20 protein-coding genes and 1 tRNA gene are annotated in these 25061 nt (G+C 34.4%); 6 read left to right on the top strand and 15 right to left on the bottom strand.

Annotated elements, in window-relative coordinates; genetic code table 11:
• Window positions 1-7: 7 nt before the first annotated feature.
• Window positions 8-694, bottom strand: coding sequence for a DNA repair protein RecO C-terminal domain-containing protein (locus tag LSO06_RS01285; protein WP_231760287.1), 687 nt, complete (start codon window positions 692-694; stop codon window positions 8-10).
• 95 nt (window positions 695-789) lie between these two features.
• On the opposite strand from LSO06_RS01285, the gene lon reads away from it, so the two are divergent.
• Window positions 790-3210: an endopeptidase La gene (gene lon, locus LSO06_RS01280; protein WP_231760286.1), complete on the top strand. Its 2421-nt coding sequence runs from the start codon at window positions 790-792 to the stop codon at window positions 3208-3210.
• On the opposite strand, the gene LSO06_RS01275 is transcribed toward lon, so the two are convergent.
• The 7 genes from LSO06_RS01275 to rdgB form a co-directional block, all read right to left on the bottom strand.
• Window positions 3207-5522, bottom strand: coding sequence for an efflux RND transporter permease subunit (locus tag LSO06_RS01275; protein ID WP_231760285.1), 2316 nt, complete (start codon window positions 5520-5522; stop codon window positions 3207-3209). The genes lon and LSO06_RS01275 overlap by 4 nt on opposite strands.
• 10 nt (window positions 5523-5532) lie before the next feature.
• Complete coding sequence (gene leuS, locus LSO06_RS01270) at window positions 5533-8070, bottom strand: leucine--tRNA ligase (protein ID WP_231760284.1); 2538 nt, start codon at window positions 8068-8070, stop codon at window positions 5533-5535.
• A 138-nt stretch (window positions 8071-8208) separates the two neighbouring features.
• Window positions 8209-8292, bottom strand: a tRNA-Leu gene (locus LSO06_RS01265).
• Window positions 8293-8311: 19 nt separating this feature from the next.
• Window positions 8312-8920 (bottom strand): DedA family protein, encoded by a 609-nt coding sequence (locus tag LSO06_RS01260; protein ID WP_231760283.1) that lies wholly within the window; start codon window positions 8918-8920, stop codon window positions 8312-8314.
• A 9-nt stretch (window positions 8921-8929) separates the two neighbouring features.
• A complete protein-coding gene (pcsA, locus tag LSO06_RS01255) occupies window positions 8930-9634 on the bottom strand; it encodes a phosphatidylcholine synthase (protein ID WP_231760282.1) in 705 nt (234 codons plus the stop codon).
• Between the two features lie 14 nt (window positions 9635-9648).
• Window positions 9649-11418, bottom strand: a complete 1770-nt coding sequence (gene pepF, locus LSO06_RS01250) for an oligoendopeptidase F (RefSeq protein ID WP_231760281.1) — start codon at window positions 11416-11418, stop codon at window positions 9649-9651.
• A gap of 121 nt (window positions 11419-11539) precedes the next feature.
• Window positions 11540-12139: an RdgB/HAM1 family non-canonical purine NTP pyrophosphatase gene (rdgB, locus tag LSO06_RS01245; RefSeq protein ID WP_231760280.1), complete on the bottom strand. Its 600-nt coding sequence runs from the start codon at window positions 12137-12139 to the stop codon at window positions 11540-11542.
• Window positions 12140-12358: 219 nt separating this feature from the next.
• On the opposite strand from rdgB, the gene LSO06_RS01240 reads away from it, so the two are divergent.
• From LSO06_RS01240 to LSO06_RS01230, 3 genes are read left to right on the top strand one after another with little or no spacing between them, the layout of a single operon-like run.
• Window positions 12359-13384, top strand: coding sequence for a M23 family metallopeptidase (locus LSO06_RS01240; RefSeq protein ID WP_231760279.1), 1026 nt, complete (start codon window positions 12359-12361; stop codon window positions 13382-13384).
• On the top strand, window positions 13385-13936 hold the full coding sequence (locus LSO06_RS01235; protein ID WP_231760278.1) for a bactofilin family protein: 552 nt from the start codon (window positions 13385-13387) through the stop codon (window positions 13934-13936).
• Window positions 13926-14420, top strand: a complete 495-nt coding sequence (locus LSO06_RS01230; RefSeq protein WP_231760277.1) for a YaaR family protein — start codon at window positions 13926-13928, stop codon at window positions 14418-14420. Before LSO06_RS01235 ends, LSO06_RS01230 begins: the two co-directional genes overlap by 11 nt.
• A gap of 307 nt (window positions 14421-14727) precedes the next feature.
• On the opposite strand, the gene LSO06_RS01225 is transcribed toward LSO06_RS01230, so the two are convergent.
• From LSO06_RS01225 to LSO06_RS01200, 6 genes are all read right to left on the bottom strand, one after another.
• The gene (locus LSO06_RS01225; protein WP_231760276.1) at window positions 14728-16293 is read right to left on the bottom strand and encodes a glycerol-3-phosphate dehydrogenase/oxidase; all 1566 of its coding nucleotides are present in this window, start codon (window positions 16291-16293) and stop codon (window positions 14728-14730) included.
• Window positions 16294-16329: 36 nt separating this feature from the next.
• Complete coding sequence (glpQ, locus tag LSO06_RS01220; protein ID WP_255673276.1) at window positions 16330-17343, bottom strand: glycerophosphodiester phosphodiesterase; 1014 nt, start codon at window positions 17341-17343, stop codon at window positions 16330-16332.
• Between the two features lie 66 nt (window positions 17344-17409).
• Complete coding sequence (gene glpT, locus LSO06_RS01215; protein ID WP_231760274.1) at window positions 17410-18792, bottom strand: glycerol-3-phosphate transporter; 1383 nt, start codon at window positions 18790-18792, stop codon at window positions 17410-17412.
• Window positions 18793-18900: 108 nt separating this feature from the next.
• On the bottom strand, window positions 18901-20391 hold the full coding sequence (glpK, locus tag LSO06_RS01210) for a glycerol kinase GlpK (RefSeq protein WP_231760273.1): 1491 nt from the start codon (window positions 20389-20391) through the stop codon (window positions 18901-18903).
• Between the two features lie 60 nt (window positions 20392-20451).
• Entirely contained in the window at window positions 20452-21219 is a 768-nt protein-coding gene (locus LSO06_RS01205) for an MIP/aquaporin family protein (protein ID WP_231760272.1), read from the bottom strand.
• 28 nt (window positions 21220-21247) lie between these two features.
• On the bottom strand, window positions 21248-21799 hold the full coding sequence (locus LSO06_RS01200; RefSeq protein WP_231760271.1) for a hypothetical protein: 552 nt from the start codon (window positions 21797-21799) through the stop codon (window positions 21248-21250).
• Window positions 21800-22041: 242 nt separating this feature from the next.
• On the opposite strand from LSO06_RS01200, the gene LSO06_RS01195 reads away from it, so the two are divergent.
• Both LSO06_RS01195 and LSO06_RS01190 read left to right on the top strand, forming a co-directional pair.
• Window positions 22042-22644: a deoxynucleoside kinase gene (locus tag LSO06_RS01195; protein WP_231760270.1), complete on the top strand. Its 603-nt coding sequence runs from the start codon at window positions 22042-22044 to the stop codon at window positions 22642-22644.
• A gap of 59 nt (window positions 22645-22703) precedes the next feature.
• Window positions 22704-23474: a hypothetical protein gene (locus LSO06_RS01190; protein ID WP_231760269.1), complete on the top strand. Its 771-nt coding sequence runs from the start codon at window positions 22704-22706 to the stop codon at window positions 23472-23474.
• Here LSO06_RS01190 and lnt read toward each other — a convergent pair.
• Window positions 23417-24991, bottom strand: a complete 1575-nt coding sequence (gene lnt / locus LSO06_RS01185; protein WP_231760268.1) for an apolipoprotein N-acyltransferase — start codon at window positions 24989-24991, stop codon at window positions 23417-23419. The genes LSO06_RS01190 and lnt overlap by 58 nt on opposite strands.
• Window positions 24992-25061: the final 70 nt, after the last annotated feature.

The raw sequence follows: 25061 nt of genomic DNA, 5'->3' as shown, positions 1-25061 counted from the left end.
GATCTATTTAGAGTAATGCTTGTTCAAATTCTGTATTTATTTTATTTTTTATCATAAATTCAATAAGTGCTTTTGATTTATTGGTTATATCTATGAGCAAGGAAGACTTTATGTTCTCTTGAATCGTAAATTCTAAATATTTAAAACTTTCTGAGTCAATATAATGATTTTTATTGCTAGTACAATTTATGCAGTTGAAACCGTTAGTATGCATGTCGTAATAATAAAGATTTTCTATTCGTTTGCCGCATGTGAAACACGAATCTGATAAGCATAAAAACCCTTTTATGCCCAGAAATCTTATCTTGTATTGTAAATCGACTAAATTTGCCTTCTCAACAGACGAATCGTTAAGAACATCCGTAGCCTCTGTAAATAACACAAAACACTCACCGTCATCAAAGCTTAAGCTGATTAGCTTTGTCCAAAGATGAACAATTACTAGCTTTTCATAAGTCAGATCTTTTAAAATAAATTCTTCATCATCGACTTCTAATATTTTACACAAATTATTTTCCTTTACAATCTCAAAATTAGCCTTTACCAGATTATTAATATTTGACTTGAATTTTCTTATTGTGGAGCCGTAAATTATTGTATTAATAATTCCTTTTGAATAAAATAGATTTAAAAGATAATAATTCTTTTTGTGATAAGAAGTTAGCACAATGGCATTAATTTTGTCAAACTGCATTATACATTATTGTATAATAAAAAAATTCAATATTGAATGAATTTTCATAAAAATTTTCTTTTGTTATAATTGAGGTTAAGGAGATTTAATCTTTTATGGGAGAACTAAAAAATAATGACTCTAAGGGTAAGAAGCGTTCAAGTGGTTCTGCTGCCATTTTGCCTCATTCTGATAAGCCCGTGAGAGTTCCTTTAGTCGCAGTTCCGTCTCATCCTATATTTCCTGGGATGTTTATTCCAATTATTATAGTTTCTGATTCTGATATGAAAGCTGTTGATTATGTTAATAAGGGTAGTGGTATTGTCTCCTTATTTGTTTTGCGTGATAAATTCTTAGAAAAGACTGACAATAAGAGTGATAAAGTAGCTATCAATTATAAACGAGATGTTTATTCTGTAGGCATTACTGCTAAGATAGTGAAAAAAATTAATCTTCCTGATGGTGGATACAATATTTTTGTTTCAACTATTGACAGGGTTAAATTTGTTAAGGTTGTTCTTAACGAAGATTTTCCGATAATTGAAGTTGATTATTTAAAACAGATTCCTGTTAGGAAGGATGATGTACAGGCGAAGGCTATGTACAGTAGCATTTTACTCAGGACAAAAGAGATATTTTCGCATAGAAAAATGCCTGAAGTTCAGTTAAATATGGTCAATATTGAGGATAAGGGTAGATTATGTGATGTGGTTGCAGGAATGATTTCATCTTCTAAAGAGTCTCATCAAGAAATTCTTGAAACTTTAAGTGTAAAAGATAGGCTTGGAAAGGTTTTGGAATTGATTTATGAAGAATTAAATTTAATTGAAATTCAAAATAAAATTACTAGAGGTATTCAAGAAAAGTTAGAAAAACAACAAAAAGAATTCTTTTTAAAAGAACAACTTAAAGCTATTAAGGCTGAACTTGGTTTGGGAGACGATAAGAATAGCGATTTTATGAAACTTAAAGGCAAAATTAACTCTTTGGCTTTAAAGGGTGAAGCTTTGGAAGCAGTTGAAAGAGAGCTTGAAAAATTTTCATTTCTTGAGACAAATTCTTCAGAGTATATTGTGGTTAGAAATTATCTTGAACTTATTACCAATCTTCCTTGGGAAGAATCTAGAATTGATTTTGATAAGTTTGATTTACAGAAAGCAAAAAAGATACTAGATAAGACACATTATGGAATGAAGGAAGTTAAGGATAGGATTATTGAATATATTTCTGTGCTTAAGCTAAGGAAATCCCAAAGGGGAGCTATCATGCTTTTAGTTGGGCCTCCTGGTGTTGGTAAGACTTCAATAGGAACAGCTATTGCTAGGGTTCTTAAGACAAAATTTTTCAGGTTTTCCGTGGGTGGTATGAGAGATGAATCAGAGATTAAGGGGCATAGAAGGACTTATGTTGGTGCCTTGCCCGGAAAGATTATTCAGGGATTAAGGATTACAAAAACGAATTCTCCCGTTTTTTTAATAGATGAGATTGATAAAGTTTCAGTATCGCATTACGGGGATCCATTTTCAGTTCTTCTTGAGGTTTTAGATCCGGAGCAGAATATTAATTTTAGGGATCATTATCTTGACCTGCCTTTCAATATTTCTAATGTGTTTTTTATTTTAACGGCCAATTCTGTTGAAACGATCCCCAATCCTTTATTAAATAGAATGGAAGTGATCCAGTTATCAGGATATGTTGATGATGAGAAAATAGAAATAGCAAGAAAATATTTAATTTCTAAGGTTTTAAAGGAGAATGGAGTTAGTAAAGATTCCTTAAAATTTCAAGGATCAGCTCTTGTTCAGATTGTTAGAGAATACGCAAGAGACAATGGGCTGAGAAATTTTGAAAAGTATATAAAGAAGATTGTAAGAAAAGTTGCAAGAAAGCTTGTTGAGGACGATTCTATTAAATCGTACCAAATATCTAGGGAGAATTTGGAAGAATATATTGGTGTGCCTATATTTAGAGGAGAAGAATTTTTAAAAAAGGCTATGTCTCCAGGCATGGTAATGGGTCTTGCTTGGACTAATTATGGTGGTTCAACCTTGATAATTGAGACTGTTAAAACTGAAGCTAAGTCTGCTGGAATTAAATTGACGGGTAGACTTGGTGATGTTATGAAGGAATCTGCTAACATTGCGTTTACCTATGTAAACAGCATTAGAAATACTTTAGGTATAAATAAATCTTTTTTTGAAAAGTATATGATTCACTTACATATTCCAGAGGGAGCTATTCCTAAAGATGGGCCTTCTGCTGGCATTACAATTGCTAGTGCTTTTATATCGCTAGCTCTTAATAAAGAGGTCAGGCCTCATCTGGCTATGACTGGGGAATTGTCATTAACGGGTAATGTGATGGCTATTGGAGGGCTAAGAGAGAAAATAATTGCGGCTAAACGAAACGGGGTTGAGCATATTATTATTCCTATGGCAAATAAATCAGATCTTGATGAGATTCCTATCAACATCAAGAGCGGAATAAATTTTCATCCAGTTAGTAATATGGGTGATGTCATCAAGTTATTATTCTAGACGTTTGGGTTAAGCTTTGCGACGTCGTGGTACTTTCTCTCATCTGCTGTCTTTGTTGTTTTGATTTTGGGTTTGAATAGATAAATGAGCAGTGGGAGCAGTGTTAGTGAGGCAAGGGAAGTGGTTAGCATTGTAAAAGCTATGATGGCTCCAAGCGTTGCAATTATTTTGTAAGTAGAGAATATTAATGTCAGGAATCCTATGCCTACTGAGATTGAATTTGCGAAAATTCCATTAAATACATTCGGAATTGATTCAAGCAAAGCCTTTTTATAATCGTTAATTTTTTTGTAGTTTAATTTGAATGCATTAAAGAAGTGGATAGAGTAATCTACTCCTACACCCATGCTAACAGATGCAATTGTTGCTGTTGCAGGATTTAGTGTTATTCCAAAAAGTCTCATTACGGCGAAATTCAAGAATACGGACCATGCGACTGGAATAGCAATTATGATCCCAGTTTTAATTGATCTGAAGAATAACATTAGCAATACTGTTATTGCACTAAGTGTTGTAATAATGTTAGTAATTTGTTCTGCTACCATAGTTTTAGATATTAATATTTTGTCGTATGCTCCCGAGAAGTGATATTCATATCCTGGCATATGCTTATTGAGTAAATTACTTACATAAGCCGCGAAAATTTTTATTTCCTCGGTTGAATTTTTATCAATTCTTACAATAATTGATATTTGAGACCAATCGTCATTGACATACATTTTTGTCAGGTCTTTCATGGAGCTACTTCTACTGATTAGTAAAATTAGCTTGTTTAATATAGACTGATTTTCAGGGAGCCTGTATTCAGCCGGATTTTCTTTTTTAAATTTAAAGTTCATAAATCTTATTATCCCATTTATCGAACTAGATTGTGTTCTATCAGTAAATGAATCAATCTTATCTGTAATTAAATCTAAATTCTGCATATTTTTTGCGTTTTTAAATGCTCCAGGAGTACCATTTAGTTCAATTTTAATAATTGAAATTCCTCCTATCTCCTTTTGCATCAAATTTAGTGTTTGTTTTACACTCGTATATTCTTGAAAATAATCTTTTTCATCAAAGTTAATTTCTATCCTCAGAAGGCCCATTATGGATATGAATAAAATAAATAAAGTTATGACAAACGAGAGATACTTGTTGCTTAATATCCAATTTGTGATCTTCTTGTTTTTAGTTGAGAGCTTTTCAAGAAAACCGTCTCTGGCAGGTTTACTTCCCTTTATTGCTCTACACTTGAATGGAATGTAGACCAATATCCCAGGCAGCAATAACAAAGACATGATCATTCCAATAAGCACTCCTGTTGCCATAAAAATTCCCATCGTTCTGTATGCATGAATCGATGAAGCCATCAATGACAAGAAGCCAAGAGCTGTTGTAAGCGAGGTTAGAAGTATTGGTACTCTTAAAGTCTTTATTGTAGTAACTATTGTTTCTCTAGATAAAGGTTCGCTTTTTATTCTCTTAAGTACTCCATTTATTATGTGAACAGCATTAGCACATCCAATTGAAATAAGTAATACAACCATTGTCGTTTCCGGAACAGTAATAGGAGACCTTACAAGGCCTTTAATTCCAAAAGTCCAAGCTAATGCAAATGTTGCAATGAGTACAGGGATGAGAGCTCCTGCTATGTTTTTTACAACAAGATAAAGAGATAAGATCACCACAAGAGTAGCTAGGGGACCTAAAAAGGTAAAGTCGTCAGCCATATAATTGAGTATTTTTTCTCTTACCACAAGATCGCCTGTTAAGTAAAGCTTAAGTTCATCAGTTTCATACCTTTTGATTGCGGCTTCCATTTCTTCAAGTTCGTTCTTCAGGCTTCTACTAAAATTTATTTTTTCAGTTTCTGTGGGTACTACTATGAAATAGGTCAAGTTTTCATCATTGTTTAAGAATGTGTTTTTTACAAATGATGTCGAATTTACCTTTTTTCTTATTTCAGCTATTTCTTCATCTGTGTATCTATCTTTTTTAAATTGCGGAAAATAGGTAAATATGCTTGTAACAGAGTTAGAGGTCACTTTCAGTATTCCAGTTATATCATCTGCTGCTTTATTAATCTTCTCAAAGGTTTCCTTATTAAAAATACTCTTTTTATCCTTAAATATTACGATTGTTGATAGGAGTGAATTACTCTTGTCTATGTCTATTATTCTCTCAGTTTCTTTGGTTTTTGGAATAAGCTTTAAAATGTTAGAGTCGAATTCTATGTTTTTCCAAAAAATTCCTAAAAAAACGGTTATTAACGTGAATACCAGGAATATAAGGGCTCTGTATTTAATGGTTAGTTTCTCAAAGTTCATTTCTGCCTCTTCATTTTGTTACTATGTTTATAAGTTTATCTTTAACCGTAATTATCTTAAGTATTTGCCTGTTTTCGATATTTTTCATAATCTTTTCATTTTTTAGTGCTATTTCCCTAAGAGTATCCTCATTTATTCCTTTATCTAGTACAATCCTATCCCTTATTTTACCGTTGACTTGTAATGCAATTTCTCTTGTACTATCAATAATGAGACTTGGATCATATTCGGGCCATTTTGCGCTTTTAAATATGCTAGGCCTTTCTTCCATATATTCCCACAACTCCTCTCCCAAGTGAGGGACAAAAGGCGACAGTATGATGGTAAGAGGTTTAAATATTTCCTTATAGTTTTTATCATATTTTAAAAGTTCATTCACAAATATCATCAGTGATGATATTGCGGTGTTGAAATTTAGACTTTCTATATCTTCTGTCACCTTTTTTATCGTTTTGTGAAGTTGGGACATTATTTCCTTAGGTGCTGTTTGTGTTGTTAGTTCTTTATTTTTAATAGTCCAAATCTTATTTAAGAACCTAAAAACTCCAATTAATCCTTTTGTATTCCAGGGCTTTGAATCAGTTAAAGGTCCCATGAACATTTCATAAATTCTCATTGAATCTGCTCCATATTCATTGATAATATCATCAGGGTTGACGACATTTTTTAACGATTTTGACATCTTAGCGATTATTTGCTTTAGTTCTTTATCACTATCTCTAGCAAAAAATTTATTATCTCGCTGTATAACCTCATCATTGGGAATTAGAATTCCGTTTTCATCCTGATAAGCAAATGATGTTATCATTCCCTGGTTTACAAGTCTTATAAAAGGCTCTTTTGTATTAACGTATCCTAAATCGTACAATACTTTGTGCCAAAACCTTGCGTACAGAAGATGTAGCACCGAATGTTCAGCACCCCCAACGTAGAGATCAACTGGCAACCAGTAATTAATTTTTTCTTTACTAGCAAATTCTTTTTCATTGTTCGGATCAAGATAGCGAATGTAATACCAGCATGAACCTGCCCATTGAGGCATTGTATTTGTTTCTCTCTTGTATCTTTTCCCTCTATATTCTACATTTACCCAGTCGTGAATCCTTGCTAAAGGAGACTCACCTGTGCCAGATGGCTTATAATTTTCTATTTCTGGAAGTTTTAGAGGCAATTCACATTCTTCTAGTGGTGTTGCAACTAGATTCTCGTCAAGCACAACAGGAATGGGTTCGCCCCAATATCTCTGCCTCGAGAAAATCCAATCTCTGATCTTATAATTGGTCTTTCTTCTTCCCTTATCATTTTTAATGAGCCATTCTACTACTCTTTCCTTTACTTCACCAGTCTGTAGATTATTAAATTCCCTAGGCGTATTAATGGAAATACCATCTTCAGTAAATGGTTTTTCTAATATTTTGTTTATTTCGTTATCTCCTAGCTTTAAAACTACCTGTTTTATATCTAAATTGTACTTTCTAGCAAATTCAAAATCTCTCTCATCATGAGCTGGAACGCTCATCACAGAACCAGTGCCGTAGGATCCAAGCACATAGCTACCTACCCATATAGGAATCTCTTCTTGGGTAATTGGATTAAGAGCATATGCTCCCGTAAATAATCCTGTTTTATCTTTTTCAAGAGAAGTTCTCTCCAGATCGCTTTTAAGGCATTCCTTATTTCTATAATCTGATATAAAAGACTTAATTTCATCTTTTGCTATTTTATCCACTATAATGTTCTCTGGTGCTAGCACTAAGTAGGTCACCCCAAATATTGTGTCCGGTCTTGTTGTAAATACTTTAATCCTCTCTCGGCTGTCTTTTACCTCAAATTCGATTTCAGCTCCTATTGATTTACCGATCCAGTTTTTCTGCATTTCTTTAACCGACTCAGGCCAGTCTACTTCCTGAAGATCTTCAGTTAATCTTTCCGCATATTCTGTAATTTTAAGTATCCATTGTCTTAAAGGTCTCCTTTCTACCTCGTGGAGGCCGCGTTCAGACTTAGGACCACTAGATGTCTGTACTATTTCTTCATTCGATAGTACTGTTCCAAGAGCAGGGCAATACCAAACAGGCATCTCCTTTGTATAAGCTAAACCCTTCTTGTACAATTTTAAAAATATCCATTGTGTCCATTTGTAGTAGTGCTCATCATGGGTTCTAATTTCTCTGTCCCAATCGTATGCAAATCCCAAAGCTTTAATCTGTTCTTTAAATTTTTCAATGTTATTTTCTGTTATCTTTCTTGGATGTTTTCCTGTTTGTATTGCATAGTTCTCTGCAGGAAGTCCAAAGCTATCAAATCCCATTGGGTGAAGCACATTAAATCCATGCAAAAGTTTATATCTTGCCAATATATCAGTAGCAGTGTAACCCAAGGGATGTCCGACATGAAGCCCATCAGCAGAAGGATAAGGAAACATGTCAAGGATATAAATTCTTTTCTCTTTAGGAATACCAGGATCCTCATCAACTTTGTACGTTTTATGTCTATCCCAATAATGCTGCCATTTTTTCTCTATTTTTCTGAAATTGTACTCAGACATCCAGCCCCTCAGTAAGATACTCGTTGTGTCCCAAAATTTTCACACCATCTCCCCATTCTACAGCTATTTCGTTGAAAAGTAAATCAACTCTTCAACTCCACACTGTCTTGAACATGAAGGTGAGGGCTTCCTCGACCATGCTGTGGACTGGACTTGAACCAGCACGAGTTTTCACCCACTAGCCCCTCAAGCTAGCGTGTCTACCACTTCCACCACCACAGCGTACAAGCAATTATATTTTTTATTCAAAATGTTTGTCAACTTGTTGTATTTTTTTCTTTTTTATAAAAAAACAAACTAAAATAATGATCATTAAAACAATAAATACTATTAGTAGTATCATTCTTATTTTGGGAAATATCACCTTAAATGATTCACCTATTTTAAAACTTAGTGTAAAGTAAATTGTGATGGATGTAATAGCTGCAAAAAAATCAGCTAAGAAAAAATGACGAGATCTCATGTTTCCCATGCCTGCTGACATGAATATTGCGTTTCTAATTCCAAATGGGATAAACCTTCCAAAAAATAGAGTTAGGCTTCCATACTGCCCATAGTAGTAATTCATTGTATTAATGAGTTTATTAACTCTTGTTTTCTCTTTAAACAATTTATATGCCAAAAGTTTTCCTATGTAGAACGAAATTATATCTCCAATATAGGCCCCCCAGAAAATCCCTAAAAATATGAAGATTGTGTATTCACTTCTTCGACTAGAAAGTATGCCTCCCATTATAACTATTGCATCTTCAGAGATTGGAATATTAAACCCCGCAAGAATAAGCAGCGTAAAAAATACTATCGGGGCATAGCCTATGTTTAGATCTATAAATTCTAGTATTAGGTTCATAAACTCTCGTTATTTTTCTCTTGACCTGTATGTCAAATACAAGCTAATTAAGGTGAGATACAAAAAATAAAAAACAATCAACATTTTTGATATACTCAAGTAAGCCTCCGGTAGGTTTATGAATATTGTCAGTGTGAAAACAGAAGAAGTTAATATTGTGAGAGGAACTGTTAGAAACTTAAATTCTTTGGTTTTTGATGGATAAACGAATTTAATGGGCGCAAAACTTAGGGTAATGCATGTCAATATCATCATAAAATTTGCACTTTGTCCTATATCGAAAATGAGATTGAAAATTATTAAAAAATTCCATAAAGAGGGAAAGCCCCTAAAGAAATCATCGCTTGTTTTTGCATCTGTCCTTGAGAATTGATATGCTGATGCGAATAAGATACCAATACAAGCTATTATTTTGTGTTCACTTTTTAAAAAGGAGCCGTAATAAAAAAATACTGCAGGAATAAACGTGTAGTTTATATAATCTACAATGTTATCAAGAAGTGCACCGTCAACGGTTGGTATTAATTCTTTTATCTTAAATTTTCTTGCTAATGTGCCATCAATTCCGTCAACCAGAAGACCAATGATTGTAAGCTTTAATAGAAGAGAATAATCTTCATTTACTATGGCAATTATTGAGTAAAAACTAACTATTAGCCCAGAGGTCGTTAGAATATGTACCGACCAAGCTATGATGAGATTTAAGTTTTTCAAAAGCCTCCCCTTCCTTAGAATAATTGTTTTACGCTCTCAAGACGTTCTTTAAATGTGTTGATTGTATTCTCTATTGTTGATTTTAACGTTAAATCAACACCGGTAACTTTTAAAGAATCTAGAGGATATTTTGAACCTCCTGTTTTTAAAAATTCTATGTAGTTCTTTATTGCATCCTTTTTTTCTTCTTTTATGTTTTTATATATTAGAAGAGCAGCTGTAATACCTGTCGCATATTGATATACATAGAAGGGCGAATAAAAATGAGGAATTCTCAGACATTCCAGGGAGCTATTTTCATCAAACCTAAGGCTTGAACCAAAATATTTTTCTAGTAACCCTGCATAAGTTGCTTTCAGTGTATCTTTTACCACAGGCTTGTCCTTATTAACCATATCGTGAATAATGTATTCAAATTCAGCAAACATCGTTTGCCTGAAAAATGTTGCAAGTAGATCGTCAATTTGGGTTAGTTTTATGTATTTTATTTTTTCAGTGTCTTTTTCATTTTGTAGTAAGTAATCGGCGAGTATCTGTTCATTCACTGTGGATGCTATTTCTGCTTCAAAAATAGAGTATTGATAATGGGGGAATGGATTATTTTTAATGCTGAAATAAGAATGCATAGAGTGTCCTGCCTCGTGTGCTAGGGTAAACATCTCTCTTATCGATTCGTCTTTATAATTCATAAGTATATAGGGTTTGCCATTGTAAGATCCTGCGCTAAAAGCACCGGACCTTTTCCCCTTGTTTTCATATTTATCAACCCAACGCTCTTGAAAAAATCCTTTCCTGAGCACTTCAGTATACTCGCTTCCCAGTATTGCTAGAGATTGTAATATGTTGTCACAAGCTTCATTAAAGGAATTTTTAAATTTGATGTCTTTCGTCAGAGGGACGTAAACATCATAGTGATTAAGATGTTCTTGATTTAGTATTTTTCTTCTAAATTCATAGTATCCATGTACAACAGGCAAACTTTCGTTAACTGTTTCAATTAGATTTAGATAAACCTTTTTGTCAATATTATTTCCAAAAAGCTTCATTGAAACAGTATCTTCAAATTTTCTCGTTTTGGCCAGAAACCTATTTTTATTTATATCAGCGATTAGAAGATTGGCCAATGTATTTTCATGCTTTTGATATTCTTTATAAAATTTTAAAAAAGCGTCTCTTCTCATTTCTTGGTTTTCATTGTGAAGAAACAAGCTGTAAGTGGAATTAGTTAGAGGTTGCCCATCGATTTCTCCAAATTCCATGTCAGCATTGGTCAGCGCAGAGAATATGTCGTTATAAGATGAATAAAGGGAGGTATAGTTGGCTAATATTTTCTCTTCATCCTCACTTAAAATATGTTCTTTTTCTCTTAAGATGTTTTCAACAGCCACTTTTTTATCTTTAAGTTCTGTATCCTCAAGCCACTCCTTTACTTGTTTCGTATCTGCCTTTAGTATCTTTGGAATAAAAAATGAAGTAGCATTGGATACTTCCGTTTCCAAATTAACATTCATTGCTCGAAGTTCATTTGAAGTTTTATTACTTACATCTGTTTCTAATTGGAGATGCGTGTAATAAGTTGTTCTTTCTAATTCTTCCCCAATTTCGTAGTAGGCATTTAGGGCTTGCTTGAATATATTTAAATCAAATACCAAATTCTCATATTCCTTAAACTCTTCGAGTTTTAATTTGATTTCTACTACTTTCTGTCTGTATTCTTCATCATTCTTAAACAGAGAAGATAAATTCCACTTATCATCTTCATTGATTCTGTCCCTATCTACCACTAAACTTTCCCCTTTATTTAACACAACACCTGTTATTATGAATAGTAACCATTTTAAATCTTTGCTTTCAATTTTACAAGAAACGGAAAATTTACATGTGGGCTACCCTTGAACTTTAGTATTAAATCAGACTATCCATTATAAAATTTTTAAATTTCGTAAATGCAATTCCTCTGTGAGATATCTTATTTTTTTCTGCAAGACTTAATTCACTGAGTCTTTTATTGTTACTAGTCAGGAATATTGGATCATACCCAAATCCATTCTTTTGGCAACCGTTAACATCAGGAGCAATACTACCGTTAAAGATGCCTTCAAAATTATTTATTTGTCCGTCTGTTGAAATATGGCTAACCATACATACAAAATATGCCTTTCTATTTGTCTTATTTTTCATTAAATCGATGATGAGCTGATTTTTTTCATGAGTGGTAAGTTTTTTCCCAAGTTTATATTTGCCATATCTTTTGGAATAAATACCAGGCTCTAGATTTAAAGCTTCAATGCATAAACCAGAATCTTCACTAAAGACGTGATACTTTCTGTCTAAGAGTTCAAATAGAGCTTTTGCCTTGAGTAAAGAATTTTCTTTAAAAGTTGTACCTGTTTCTCTTATACCAAAACTCTTAGGAATTTCAAGTCTTATGTTATGGATATTTAAAATCTTTTTCACCTCATTTATCTTGTTAACATTCGCAGTTGCAAAGAATAATGTTCTCATTGTATAAATAATAAACCATTTATTTTGGTTTGTATATTTTTGCTTCGCTTTTAGTGTTGTCATTAATGGTTTTTAGTGATTAATTTGTGAGTTGTTTATGAGATAATGACTACAAGGTGGGCAGATTTTGCAATAGAATGATATTTTCAAGGTAGTTGAGGTCTGGATTGGAATCGAGTTTGCTGGATTTTTTTAGGAATTAGTGAGGTAGGGTTCTTGATGAAAAGGAGAATGAGATATAAAATCATCTTGTTTTTTAAGGTATTAGTTGAAGTTTTTTTTGCAGTCTTTGGCTCGTTTCTTAAGTTTTTAAATAATACCTATTCTTTTTTCAGTCAAAATGTTAGCTTTATGATTGTTCCTCATGTTAAGGGGAATGTTAAGAATATAAAGATTTCTTTCTTAACTCTTTTTTTATTTTTTTTATTTTTTCTTGTTATTTTTATAGGGTTCGTTTTACTGGCTGTTAATTATGTTGCTCTTACATCTATTGTTAAATCTACTGAGAAAAATTATGAACTTGCTGAAACTGAGATTGAGGATTTCAGAAACACGGTTGTTGAGATTAATTCTGTTGCTGGTAATTTTTCTAAAGTATTAGACGAGCTTAGAACTGCCTTGAAAATAAAGGAGAGTAATATTGATTTAACTCGTAACAAATTTGATGGCGATCTTTCGGATTTTCTTGATTTTCAGATATTAGAGGCTAACGCAATTAAAGAACTGAGTGATCTTAAAAATGTTAAAAGCACAATAGAGAGCTCGATCCCTCCTCTTAAGAGCATAGTTAAATTACTTCATTCACAAAATAAATTGTTAAATGATATTCCCTCTCTTTGGCCTATCGTTAAAGGGGATGGTATTATTTCTCTGCATTTTGGGCCCGCTATTGAGCCTTTTACTAGACAGTGGTATATTCACAAGGGAATAGATCTTGCGGGTGTGAGAATCGGGACAGCTATTGTTGCAGCCGCTGATGGAGAGGTTATTAGGGCTAGCCATCAGTCGACAGGTTATGGAAACTTTGTACAAATTAAGCATAAATATGGACTTTCAACTCTTTATGCACACCTGTCTCGCTTAAACACCTCAAAGGGTTCTTATGTTAAGAAAGGGCAGGTGATTGGATTTCTTGGTCAGACGGGGTATTCGACAGGGCCCCATCTTCACTATGAAGTTCGTATAGGGTCTCAAGTTGTAAATCCGGATATGTATTTAAATCTATCAACGGGAGCTTCAAAATAAATGTTGAATTTTTTGAGTCTAAATAGTAGGAAGAAGATAACATCAACTTTTGTTTTTGATGAAATCAAAACGATAGTTGGGAAGAATGATTTTTTTAAGGGAGAGTTAATCTCAAATAACTTTATTCGTATTGATGGAGATTTTCTTGGAAACATTAATTCTACTAAGAGAGTCATAATTGGAGAAACGGGAAGAATTAAGTCAAACATTAATGCAAATGAGATTGTTATTTCTGGAATAGTTTTTGGAAATATTTATGCTGACAACAAAATTAAGATTTTCCAGTCGGGATGTGTGATTGGTAATATTTCGTGCAGGTCAATTGAAGTTGAAGAAGGTGCCATTATCGATGGATATATGAATATAGGCACTGGAAACCTTGGGCTTTCTGAGAAGGATGTATTTATTTATACGGGTTCTTATAAGGTAAATGAGGATATTTTGATTGAAGTGAATAAGGAAATTAAAAGAGAGAGAGTTGGTAAGAGTTTTCAAATAGACAATAGCAACAAATACTTATTCAATGATATGAGCAATGCAGATGAAGATTAATAATTTAGTAGCAGGTGCTTTAAGTCTTGAACCAAGAGATTATAAAAAAAATAAGAAAAAGGTTGATTTGGGTAGGTCAAATGTTTTTTCCTCGGTATTTAAATCAGAATTTGTAAGAGAAGATAAACATTTTATTTTGCTTGAAAACGGGGAATTTAATCTTGATTTTATTAAGGATATGTTGGATGAGATTAATGATATTGGAGAAAAGCTTTTAAGTGAGCCCTCTCGGCAGAATGTAATTTTTTATAAGAAAACTATATCTGAATTTTTATCTGTTGTTTTATCGTCTTCTGTTTCTCTTAAAGAGCAAAAAGGAGGGAGTATAGGAGAAACAAAGAGACCAAAGTATCGCATTATTAAAATTATTAATGAAAAGCTTGATAGGCTTGCGTATTCGGTACTGCAGAATCAAGGTTCTCAAATTAAACTTTTAAGTAGCCTTGAAGAAATACAGGGATTGCTTGTAAATTTGCTTAGATAAAGCTAATGTAGTGCACTTAATTTATTTTAGGTGCTGGGTAGTGTATGTTCTGGCTTACTAGGTGTTTTGATTTTATGAATGTTGGTTGTTTGTTTTTGTATTTGGATGGTTAATAATAGGAGGTGTACCGTTTATGCAATGGTTTTCTGTGCTTTGCGTTTTAGCTGTTTTGTTGCTATTTCAAAGTTGCTATGCTGCTTTTATCTGAGTTTGTAATAACAAAAGATTTTGTAACAAATTGCATATCATTTTTGTAAAAGCAACACTTTTAAAGTTAAGAAGGGGATTATTAAATACCCCTTCTTAACTAGACTAAATATTTTTGTGCCGTCTCTTTAAAAGTTTTTATTTGGTCATTTTTCCACTCTTCGGATTTGCCAAGCTTTTGCATCATAAACTCAGCAACCCTTGGTGTAGCCTCGATTGTAGCTTGTGCATTCAATAGTAGTGATCTTGTTCTTCTTGCTAAAACATCTTCTATGGTTTTTGCTTGTTCAAATTCAATGGCAAATGTGATTTGGGCTTCATTTAAGGATAAATCTGCATGGATCTTATTATTAAAGCCTTCCATTTCACTTAAAATTTTAAAATCACTTCCATAGACTCTAAAGGGCTCAGGGATTTTAAGTACGTCTTCCTTTGTCATGTACCCGTGCAACTTTAGGTTTTCTGTATTAGAGATTGAGTTCTGTATTAACTTTTCATCTATTGCTGTCTTTAGTGCTTTTTCAGCCATTTTTCTGAAAGTGGTATACTTCCCCCCAGCGATTGTAATAAGATTCGAGTTTGAGATAAATATTTTTTCATCTCTCGATATTTTTGAGGTGTTTTGCTCTCCTTTAGGGTCTACTATGAGCGGTCTAATGCCTGTGTAGGCACTCTTAACATCGTTTCTACTTATTTTAGTATTTAAATAATCGTTCATATTGTCTATTATGAATTCAATTTCACTTTCTAGACACTTAGGCTCTTCTTCAATTTTATTTATTGGGATATCTGTGCTTCCACAAACAACTCCATCGTGCCAAGGTAGGGCAAATAATACTCTATTGTCACTTGTCTTGGGCATAAGCATCGCATAGTCTGTGTGAAATTTATCTTTCTTAATTATTAGATGTGTTCCTTGAGAAGGCCTAATGATATTAGGGGCATTAGGCTCATCTATTTTCCTAATCTCATCTGCAAAAATTCCTGTTGCATTGATTATGCATTTACTCTTTATAGTAACTTGTGTATCAGTCATTCTGTCTTTAATAACAGCTTCTGATATTTTGCCATTCTCTTTAGTAAACTTTACAAGTTCTGTATAATTGAATGCAAGGCCTCCTTTTTCAGTAAAGGTTCTAAGCATGCTTATAGCCATTCTAGAATCATCGAAAGAATCATCATAGTACAAGACGGAGCATCTGAGTCCTTCTGTTTTAATGTTTGGTATTTTTTCTATTGTTTCGGATTTTGATAATAGCCTTGTTTTGTATTTGGTTTTTTTATGCTTTCCAAGAAGACTATGATACCAACTTAATCCAAAATAGTAGTAAGGGAGGCTAAAGATGTTGTATATGGGCGTAACGAACGCACATTCATTAACCAAGTGAGGTGCATTTTGTTCCAATAAAGCTTTCTCATGTAACGCCTCTTTTACCAAAGGTATATTGAATTGAGCTAAATACCTTACTCCACCGTGTATTAGTTTAGTTGATCTTGAAGATGTACCCTTAGCATAGTCAAATTTCTCCACAAGCAAGGTTTTATACCCTCTTGTAATGGAATCTATTGCAATACCCAGCCCTGTTGCACCCCCGCCGACTATTACCAGGTCAAAATCTTGGCCATCAAGATCCCTTAATTCTTTTTTTTCGTTTTCTCCACTCATAAAAATTAAATATTCTCCTTGTTATTAATAATAAATTTATTTTCTCATAAAGCCCAATACCACATCAGGGAAATCTGTAAATATTCCATCTACCTTTGCCTTGTTAAATAGTAAATTTAATAATTCGTTTGCTTCTTTTACATAAGAAGGCAATGCATCAATCCTTACAGTATAGGGATGAACTTCCATTTTGTGTTTATGTGCTAAAGAAATAAGGCCTGTTACCTTGCCGTCAATTATGACTTGAGGTATCCAAGGGCCAATCCCGTCAGAGTATTTTGCAACTTCTGCCATGCCTTCCTCTGATTTAATATACTCATAGTCTGTTGGTGCCTCATTCCAATCATTTTCGCCAATAAGCATTACAAGTTTTCCCTTATAACCAAGTTCCTCTCTTATTCTCTTAAGTTCTTCGAAGTCAAATATTTGAAGATAAATGTTGTCTTCTTTTGATTTATAACCATATTTGTGTAGAACCTCTACCACAATCCTAGAGATGTCCTTGCCTTGTTGTTTATGCCAAAAAGGTTTTTTAATTTCAGGATAAATCCCAACATTTTTTCCCGTGCTTTTGTTTAATCCTTGTATAAATTGTATTTCTTCTTCCAGAGTCGGAACTCGGGAATTATATTCATTTAAGGGGAAACGGTTGGGGTATATTGGTTTTCCAGTTTTAGGATCAAACCTCTCTCTAAGTTTTAGTGATTTGATCTCTTTTAGTGTAAAGTCTACGGAATAATACCTACCGTCTTCTCTGATCCTTCTAGGAAATATTTCTGCAACATTTGTTGTTGTGTCAATTTCTGGATCGTGCATTATGATGGGGATATTATCTTTTGTCAGAACAATGTCCTGCTCTAGGTAATTAGCTCCTAAAGCATGGGCGTATGCCTTAGCTTCTAGGCTATGCTCCGGTAAATAGCCACTAGCGCCCCTGTGAGCTATAACTAAAGGTAATGCTTTATTTGCACCCATTTTTTCCTCCTCACAAGAAAAAGCGAGAAAAGAAACTATTACTGTTAGTAATAATTGGGGATTTATTCGTTTCATACTGAACCTCTCATATTTATAATCACTACATTATATAGTTGTTAATCCTCTATTTCCATGTAATCATTATGTTCTTTTGTTGTTTTCATTTACTTTGCTTTTTGTCCACTTTTTTTCTTGCTTAAACGTTAAACCCATAAATGCTATTGCAAGTGTGCAAGAAATTATTAACAGATAAAAATAGGTATCCCAATTAAAGTATTGCAGCACAAAACCTGTAATAGCACTGGCAGCTACAGAACCTCCTATATATCCGAATAATCCTGTAAATCCCGCGGCAGTGCCGGCAGCCTTTTTGGGCGCAAGATCAAGAGCATGAAGGCCAATGAGCATAACAGGTCCGTAAATTAAGAACCCTATTATTGCCAAAAGGATAGTTGTAAGTGTTGGAGTATTTTCTGGTAATTGCCAGTATATAACTATCGTTACGAGAGTGGCAGTCATAAAAATTATTCCAGTCTCGGTCCTTCTCCCTTTAAAAACTTTGTCGGATATCCATCCGCAAATTATTGTTCCAGGAATAGCTGAAAACTCATAAAGGGAATACGCCCACCCGGAGTTTTTTATGGAAAAATTTTTGATTTGTAAAAGATATGTGGGAGCCCAGTCCAGAACACCGTATCTGACAAAGTATACAAATGCATTAGCAATAGCTATATACCAAAGTAGTTTATTGTTAAAAACATATTTTATAAATATGTCCCTTGCGTTAAGCTCTTTCTCAACACTTTTTGTATAGTTTTCAGGATAATCGTTTTTATACTCTTCAATTGGAGGTAGCCCTACAGACTGAGGGGTGTCTCTTAGTGTTAGAAGAACAAATATTGCAATTCCTACTACTATTCCTGCTGGTACGTAAAGCACAGCTTCCCATTCATTGAAGTGAAGCAGGGCCCAAGAAGATATGATTCCGGAGAGGGCTGCGCCTGTGTTGTGTGCCACGTTCCAAGTAGCAACAGTTATCCCCCTTTCTTTTGTTGACCACCAGTGAACCATGGTACGCCCGCAAGCGGGCCATCCCATGCCTTGAACCCACCCGTTTAAGAACATCAGAATGAACATAAGTACTACGGCTGACATAGTATCAATTGATTTCCACGGAAATAAACCAAATAGAATAGTGATTGCTGCTGTTAAAAGCAATCCCAGTGACAGAAAATATCTGGGATTGCTTCGATCAGATACGCTTCCCATTATAAACTTAGAGAAGCCATATGCAATAGAAACGCCAGACAAAATTATTCCCAATTGACCCTTCCCAAAGCCATCTTTTTCAAGTTCTGGCATGGCAAATGAAAAAATCTTCCTTGTCAAATAAAACCCAGCATATCCAATGAATATCGACACGAATATCTGAAGCCTTAGTCTTTTGTACAACGAATCTTCTATGCTTTTATCTACTCTTTTGATGTGGAGTGCTGGATCTAGAAAATTAAATAACCTTTTCATATTTTATCTCCTCTGTGTCTATTAACACACATATTCGTTAAATACTAAACACAGAATTTCAAATTTACCAGTCCGTTAGCATTTAAAACAGACTGGTAAATTTAGTTGTTATTTAATCCAGGCCTTTGCTCTGTCAATGACTCTGCTCCAATGATAAAGTAAATCTTCTCTTTTGCTTTTTTCCATTGAAGGTTCAAAGATTTTATCTGATTTCCAAAGGCTTGTAATCTCTTCAGCACTTTCCCAGTATCCCACTGCAAGTCCCGCAAGGTAAGCAGCCCCAAGAGCGGTTGTTTCCGTAATTTTTGGCCTTACAACATTACATTGTAAGATATCGGCTTGAAATTGCATGAGTAAATTATTTTTACTAGCGCCTCCATCAACTCTGAGTTCTTGTATTTCAAAGTTCTGAATTGAGTCTTTCATTGCGGTTAGTACATCAAAGCTTTGTAGTGCAATGCTTTCAAGGGCGGCTCTTGTGATGTGTGCCTTTGTCGTTCCCCTTGTAAGTCCAATAATCGTACCTCTGGCGTAGGAATCCCAGTGAGGCGCTCCGAGCCCTACGAAAGCTGGAACGAAATAAACTCCCCCGTTGTCATTTACGGAAGCTGCCAATGCTTCTGCCTCAGAGCTTTTTCTGAAAAATTCAAGATTATCTCTTAACCATTGAACTACAGCCCCTCCAATAAAAACACTTCCTTCAAGTACATAAGTTGTTGAGTTGCTTATTTTCCATGCAATCGATGTTAAAAGATTTTTGTCATTGATAACGGCTTCCTTACCTATGTTAACAGTAGCAAAGCAACCAGTTCCATAGGTATTCTTAGCCATCCCCTTCTTAAGACAAGCCTGCCCAAATGTAGCTGCAAATTGGTCACCAGCGATTCCTGAAATAGCGATTTCCGCTCCAAATAGCGAAGAGTCAGTTTTGCCATATATTTCAGAGCTTTGTTTAAGTTCAGGTAAAATTGCTTTTGGTATGTCCAATATTTGTAGAATCTCATCATCCCATTCGAGCGTTTTGATGTCTAGGAGTAAAGTTCTTGATGCATTAGAGTAGTCTGTAATGTGTGCTTTCCCCTTAGTAAGATTCCAGAGTAGCCAAGTGTCTATTGTTCCAAAGCACAATTCTCCTTTCTCCGCACGCTCTCGGGCTCCCTTAACATTGTCAAGTATCCATTTTATTTTCGTACCACTAAAGTAAGCATCCAGAACGAGTCCTGTCTTTTGAAAAATGATTTTATCTTTTCCTTCTGCCCTGAGGGTATCGCACATCGATGCTGTTCTTCTGTCCTGCCAGACTATTGCATTATAAATTGGATATCCTGTATTTTTGTCCCAGATAATGGTTGTTTCTCGTTGATTTGTTATTCCAATTGCTGCAATTTCATTGGGAAAAGTTCTTGCATTTGCTAATGCTTCTGCCATAACTCCCAGCTGGGATCCCCATATTTCATTAGGGTCATGCTCAACCCAACTTGTTTGTGGGTAAATTTGTGTAAATTCTTTTTGTGCGAGCCCTTTTATGTTAGCATTCTTATCAAATACTATTGCTCTTGAACTGGTTGTGCCTTGGTCAACAGATAGGATGTACTTCATAATAATTTCTCCTTCTTTAACATTATTTGAATAACTAGTGTCTGGAACTATGTCTTATGTCTATGGCTTTCCCTTTTCTTCTAAAGTAAACCCGTAAACCACAGCACCTAGAATGGCACCAATTATTGGCCCCAAAACAGGGACGAGCGTTACATTGATATCATCAAGACCGTGTTTTTTAAAGCCTGCCACTAGAAGTAGTAGCCTTGGTCCCAAATCCCTTGCTGGGTTAATAGCGTAACCATTCATTCCTCCAAAGCTTATTCCAATAGCTAGCACTATTGCCCCAATAATAAACGGAAAGAATTGATTTTCAGTCCCTTCCTTTACAAATTGTCCGACAATTAAAACCAGAAACATAAGTAAAAATGTTCCAAATATTTGGTCAACAAATCCGGGCAGAAACCCAACAACCGCAGGGAAAGTAGACATAATGCCTTGGGTAGTTTCAAACGTAGGATCTATTTCTATCCATTTAGGATAAAACACCATTAGTGTCATTAAAGCTCCAAAAAAAGCTCCAAGCATTTGTGCTGTGATATAGTGGAGGAGTTTTGACATCGGGAATTTCCCGGTGACAGCTAACCCAATACTAACAGCAGGGTTTAAGTGAGCTCCGCTAACTCTTGCAGCTGTGTAAACCCCAAACGTTACACCTAATCCCCATCCAAATACTATATTTGTATAGCCTCCCCTTATTACTTCTCCTGCTATAGCTGGGTTTGACGGGAATAAGACTGTCATGGCCACAGAACCTGTTCCAAGTGCCAAGAGAATGAATGTCCCCAAGAATTCTGAAGCAAACTCTTTAGAGCGTGTATAAACCATATTGAACCTCCTTATGTTTAATATAGGTTTACTTTAAAATTAACTTTCTGTGATTTTTTATTGAACTTATTAAAATGCTATTATTTGTGTGGTTATCCACAGGGTCATTCCAATCTAGTGGAATTAGCTTAGTGTCAGGTAATGCTTTTTTCGGGATCTCATCTGCATTCATCTTTGCAAAACTTTTGCCTAAACCGCAAACGGGGTCCATTTCTGTATTTGCCCTTTGTAAACCGTATAGTTCATTTTTTGGGCCAGTTTCTCTGTATAAGTAGTGAGTAAAGGCTTGGTGCTTAAAATTTTTGTCTCGCAACATATCTTCTGCCGTGGAACTGTGGTCATGCTCAAGATCTTGCCATCTAAAACCACGAAGCGTCTCGTCCAGAGTGATAAAGGTTGTTCCACTCAAACTAAGATCTCGTGCCAATTCTTCTATTGCTCTCACTTTGCATCTGTTCGAGGCATTAAACGCAGCCGTTCCGGTGAGTCGATCAACTACGCTTTCCGTCAAGATTACCACCGCATCATCAAGAAGAAGCATTGCTTCACTAAAATCAGTTACTATGGTCTTGATATTCACCCAAACATTCTCCTAAAATAGAGCCACAACAGTCGAGTAATTCTTACACTTAGAGATTCTATTTTTTATCATTACTAATGTCAATGGTTTTGTAAGTTCTGCGTCTAATAAATTGCTTTGTTTGAGACAGTTGTATGATTTTTGGAATTTTTTTGTTGGCCATTTCATTTTTTTGAGTGTTTAAATAATTTTGTTTTTTAACTATATTATGGATGTTGATTTAAAGTTTGGAGGCAAATTTTGTGATTATAATTGAGGGTTTAATTGGAGCAGGAAAGACCACTCTTGGAGATATTTTGTCTAGGGAACTTGATATTCCTTTTTATAGTGAGTTGAATAATGAATTTACACTGTCAATTTTAGATAAATTTTACAGGGATAAGTCTAGGTGGGCTTTTCCAGTTCAAATTAATTTTTTAAATGAAAGATTTAAGCTCATAAAGGCCATATTTAGAACTAAAGGAGGCATACTTGATAGATCTATTTATGGTGATCGTGTTTTTGCTTCTCTTCTAAATGAAAGGGGATGTATTTCTGATGAAGAGTATAGAATATATCTTGATTTACTCAACAGTATGTTAGAGCATTCTCAGATACCTACATTGATGGTATATCTTGATTGTAGTGTTGAGGAGGCTGAAAGGCGGATTAAGAATAGAAATAGAAGTTTTGAGGTGGGAATTTCCAGAGAATACCTTGACAATCTTAACGATAAGTATTTGAGTTGGTATTGTAATTATGATTTATCTCCTAAATTGAGACTTGAATATGATAGTATCAATATCTTTAGTGATGAGCACAAAAACAATCTTGTTTCTTTGATTAAAGACAAACTTGTAATATAATTTGGCTACGACTTGTTGTTTTTTGCTTTAGTGAATTCTATGTTTTGTTGGAGGTTGGTGTGAGAAAATTGGCGTTATCTTTTTTATTTTTTTCTTTGACTCTTGTGGGCTTGTTTGCGAAGGGTAGTTTTTTAGTCGATGAGAAGCAGAGGGAGCTTGCTATTTTTTACTATGAAGTAGGACAGAGGTATATTGAGGTTGGCAAGGTTAAGAAGGGGGATTTATTTCAAAAGAAGGCCTTAAAGATTTATCCTGGACTTAGGGAAGAGGTTGACTTTAAGGTTGCCATAGAGGAAATCGACTCTAGGATGAATATGGAAGGAGAGGTTAAGTCCCTTGCGTTTGAGGACGTTAAGCTTGATGAAGTACCGGGAATAGTTCATGATAAGATTGAGATTAATGAATTAACAAATGCTCCTAAGATAGAGTATATTGCCCAGAAGGCAAGAGAGGGTAGTAAGGAGCAGGCGGTTAAGTTTCAGTTTAACAAGTTTGCAAGAGCTCTTCTTTTACAAAATGTTGATTTACTAAATTCTGTTGTAGCAGATGAGGTTAAAGTTTTGGATAAGGTTGAAGCTAAGGGTGTTCTTATTTCAAATTTTGAGGTTGCTTCAGGTGGTATTGATAAGGATGAGCTGGGTTATCTTTCAGTTGATGATTTTTATGACTTGAAATCCTTAAAGATTGTTAAAGATTCCGATGCAAGCTACAATGTTCGAGTCAAGACTAGGAAAAATGGTATTACTAAAAACATCCCATTTTGGAGTGGTAGTCAGACCTTGGGCTTTGTAAGAGATGGAGATAGATGGGTTTTGTCTTCAATAAGATAGGATCTGAATATCATTATCGTAAGCATTATCGCTAGAATATATACAAAAGAGTCTCCTATGTGTTCATAGATCGTTGTGATCCTTGGAGACAGTTTGATTTTGGAATTTAGGTATCCTTCTTTAAATGTTTCTAGGCTTTCTGTGTTTTCTCCGTATTCGTTGATTGCTGTGGTTATGCCGGAGTTTGTTGCTCTTACGGTTTTAATTCCGTTTTCTATGCTTCTAAATTTCGCTACTACGAAATGTTGCCATTCCGATGAGTTTGTATTCGACCAGGAGTCGTTTGAGAAGTTTAGTAGTAAATTTGCACCTTGTTTTTTATAAGCTCTTGCAAGATCGGTGAATGCATCATCGTAGCATATTAAAAGAGCTAACCGGAATTTCTTCAATTTAAGGATTTCAATCTTGTCTCCACTAGTTTGTCCTGAGATTCCGAAATTGTTAAGAAAAAATTCTCTTACGAGTTCATAATCGTGAAATGGCACTTTTTCTGCAAATGGAACTAAAAATATCTTGGAATATATATTTGCTATATCAAGGTTAGGTTTTATTGCATAGACCGAATTTTGGTGTGTTCTTGATCTTAGGTCTATGTTTGATGGTGAGCCGATAACAAAATACGATTTACTCTCTATTATCAATTCATTTATTGAATCGTATAATTTGAGTATTTCTGGATTATAGTACGCGTAGTCTTTGTAGGAATTAAACGGAAGGGTTAGCACCCCCTCGCTCCAGAGTACAAGTTCTGTATCTGGGTTTTCTTTTAAAGCTTCTCTGGTAAGGCTAATGGATCTCTTAATGCTTTCTTTGTAGTTCCCAGGTAACCAAGGGTCAATATTGAGCTGAATTGCTGAAATATTTAGTGTATCTATTTCTTTATTTAGCAATGGGTTTATTTCTATTTTTTTAATAATTCCATAAGCAAAAGATGTACCTACCAACACAAAGGGGAGTATGGTGCTTAATGTATTTATTTTAGTTTGTTTGATAAAAAGGGTCGCAAGCCCCGCATTGAAAAAATAAACAACAAATGATACAAAAAAAACCCCAAAAACATCAGCTACTTGTATTAAATCATTAAAGTTGTTTACCATGAATGCAGAAAATCCCCAAGGATACGCAGAGAATCCAACTGATTTTGAATAGTCGTAAAGTGTAAAAAGTATGGCTAGGGTTAATGTTTTGCTCTTAAAAGCCTTTAGAGAATAATATAGAAAATAACCTAATGCCAGAGAGTAAGGCATGTATCCAACTATTGCTCCCAAGAAGGTAAATAGACCGAATGAGTGAAAAAACGCAAGCCAAAAATTTTGAAGGCTATTGGCCACCAAAAAATAAAAGACTGTTAGAATAATTATTTTTTTTTTGTCTTCCACTTGAATTAATGCAATGAAAAGCGGCACATAAGCACAAAGCCCAATAATTGAGTATCCTGTATCTTTTATTTCATTTGGAATTGCTAAAGATGTAAGAAGGCCAGAGAATAGGGCTAAATAAAAGTATCTTGGTTTCATATTTCCTCTTTTTATTATTTAAAAATGTATATTGCACAGTCGGTGTGTAGGTGTTGATATGCAATATTGC

The sequence above is a fragment of the Borrelia sp. RT5S genome, assembly GCF_021165755.1.
GTDB lineage: Bacteria > Spirochaetota > Spirochaetia > Borreliales > Borreliaceae > Borrelia.
This window is presented reverse-complemented; position numbering and strand designations above follow the sequence as displayed.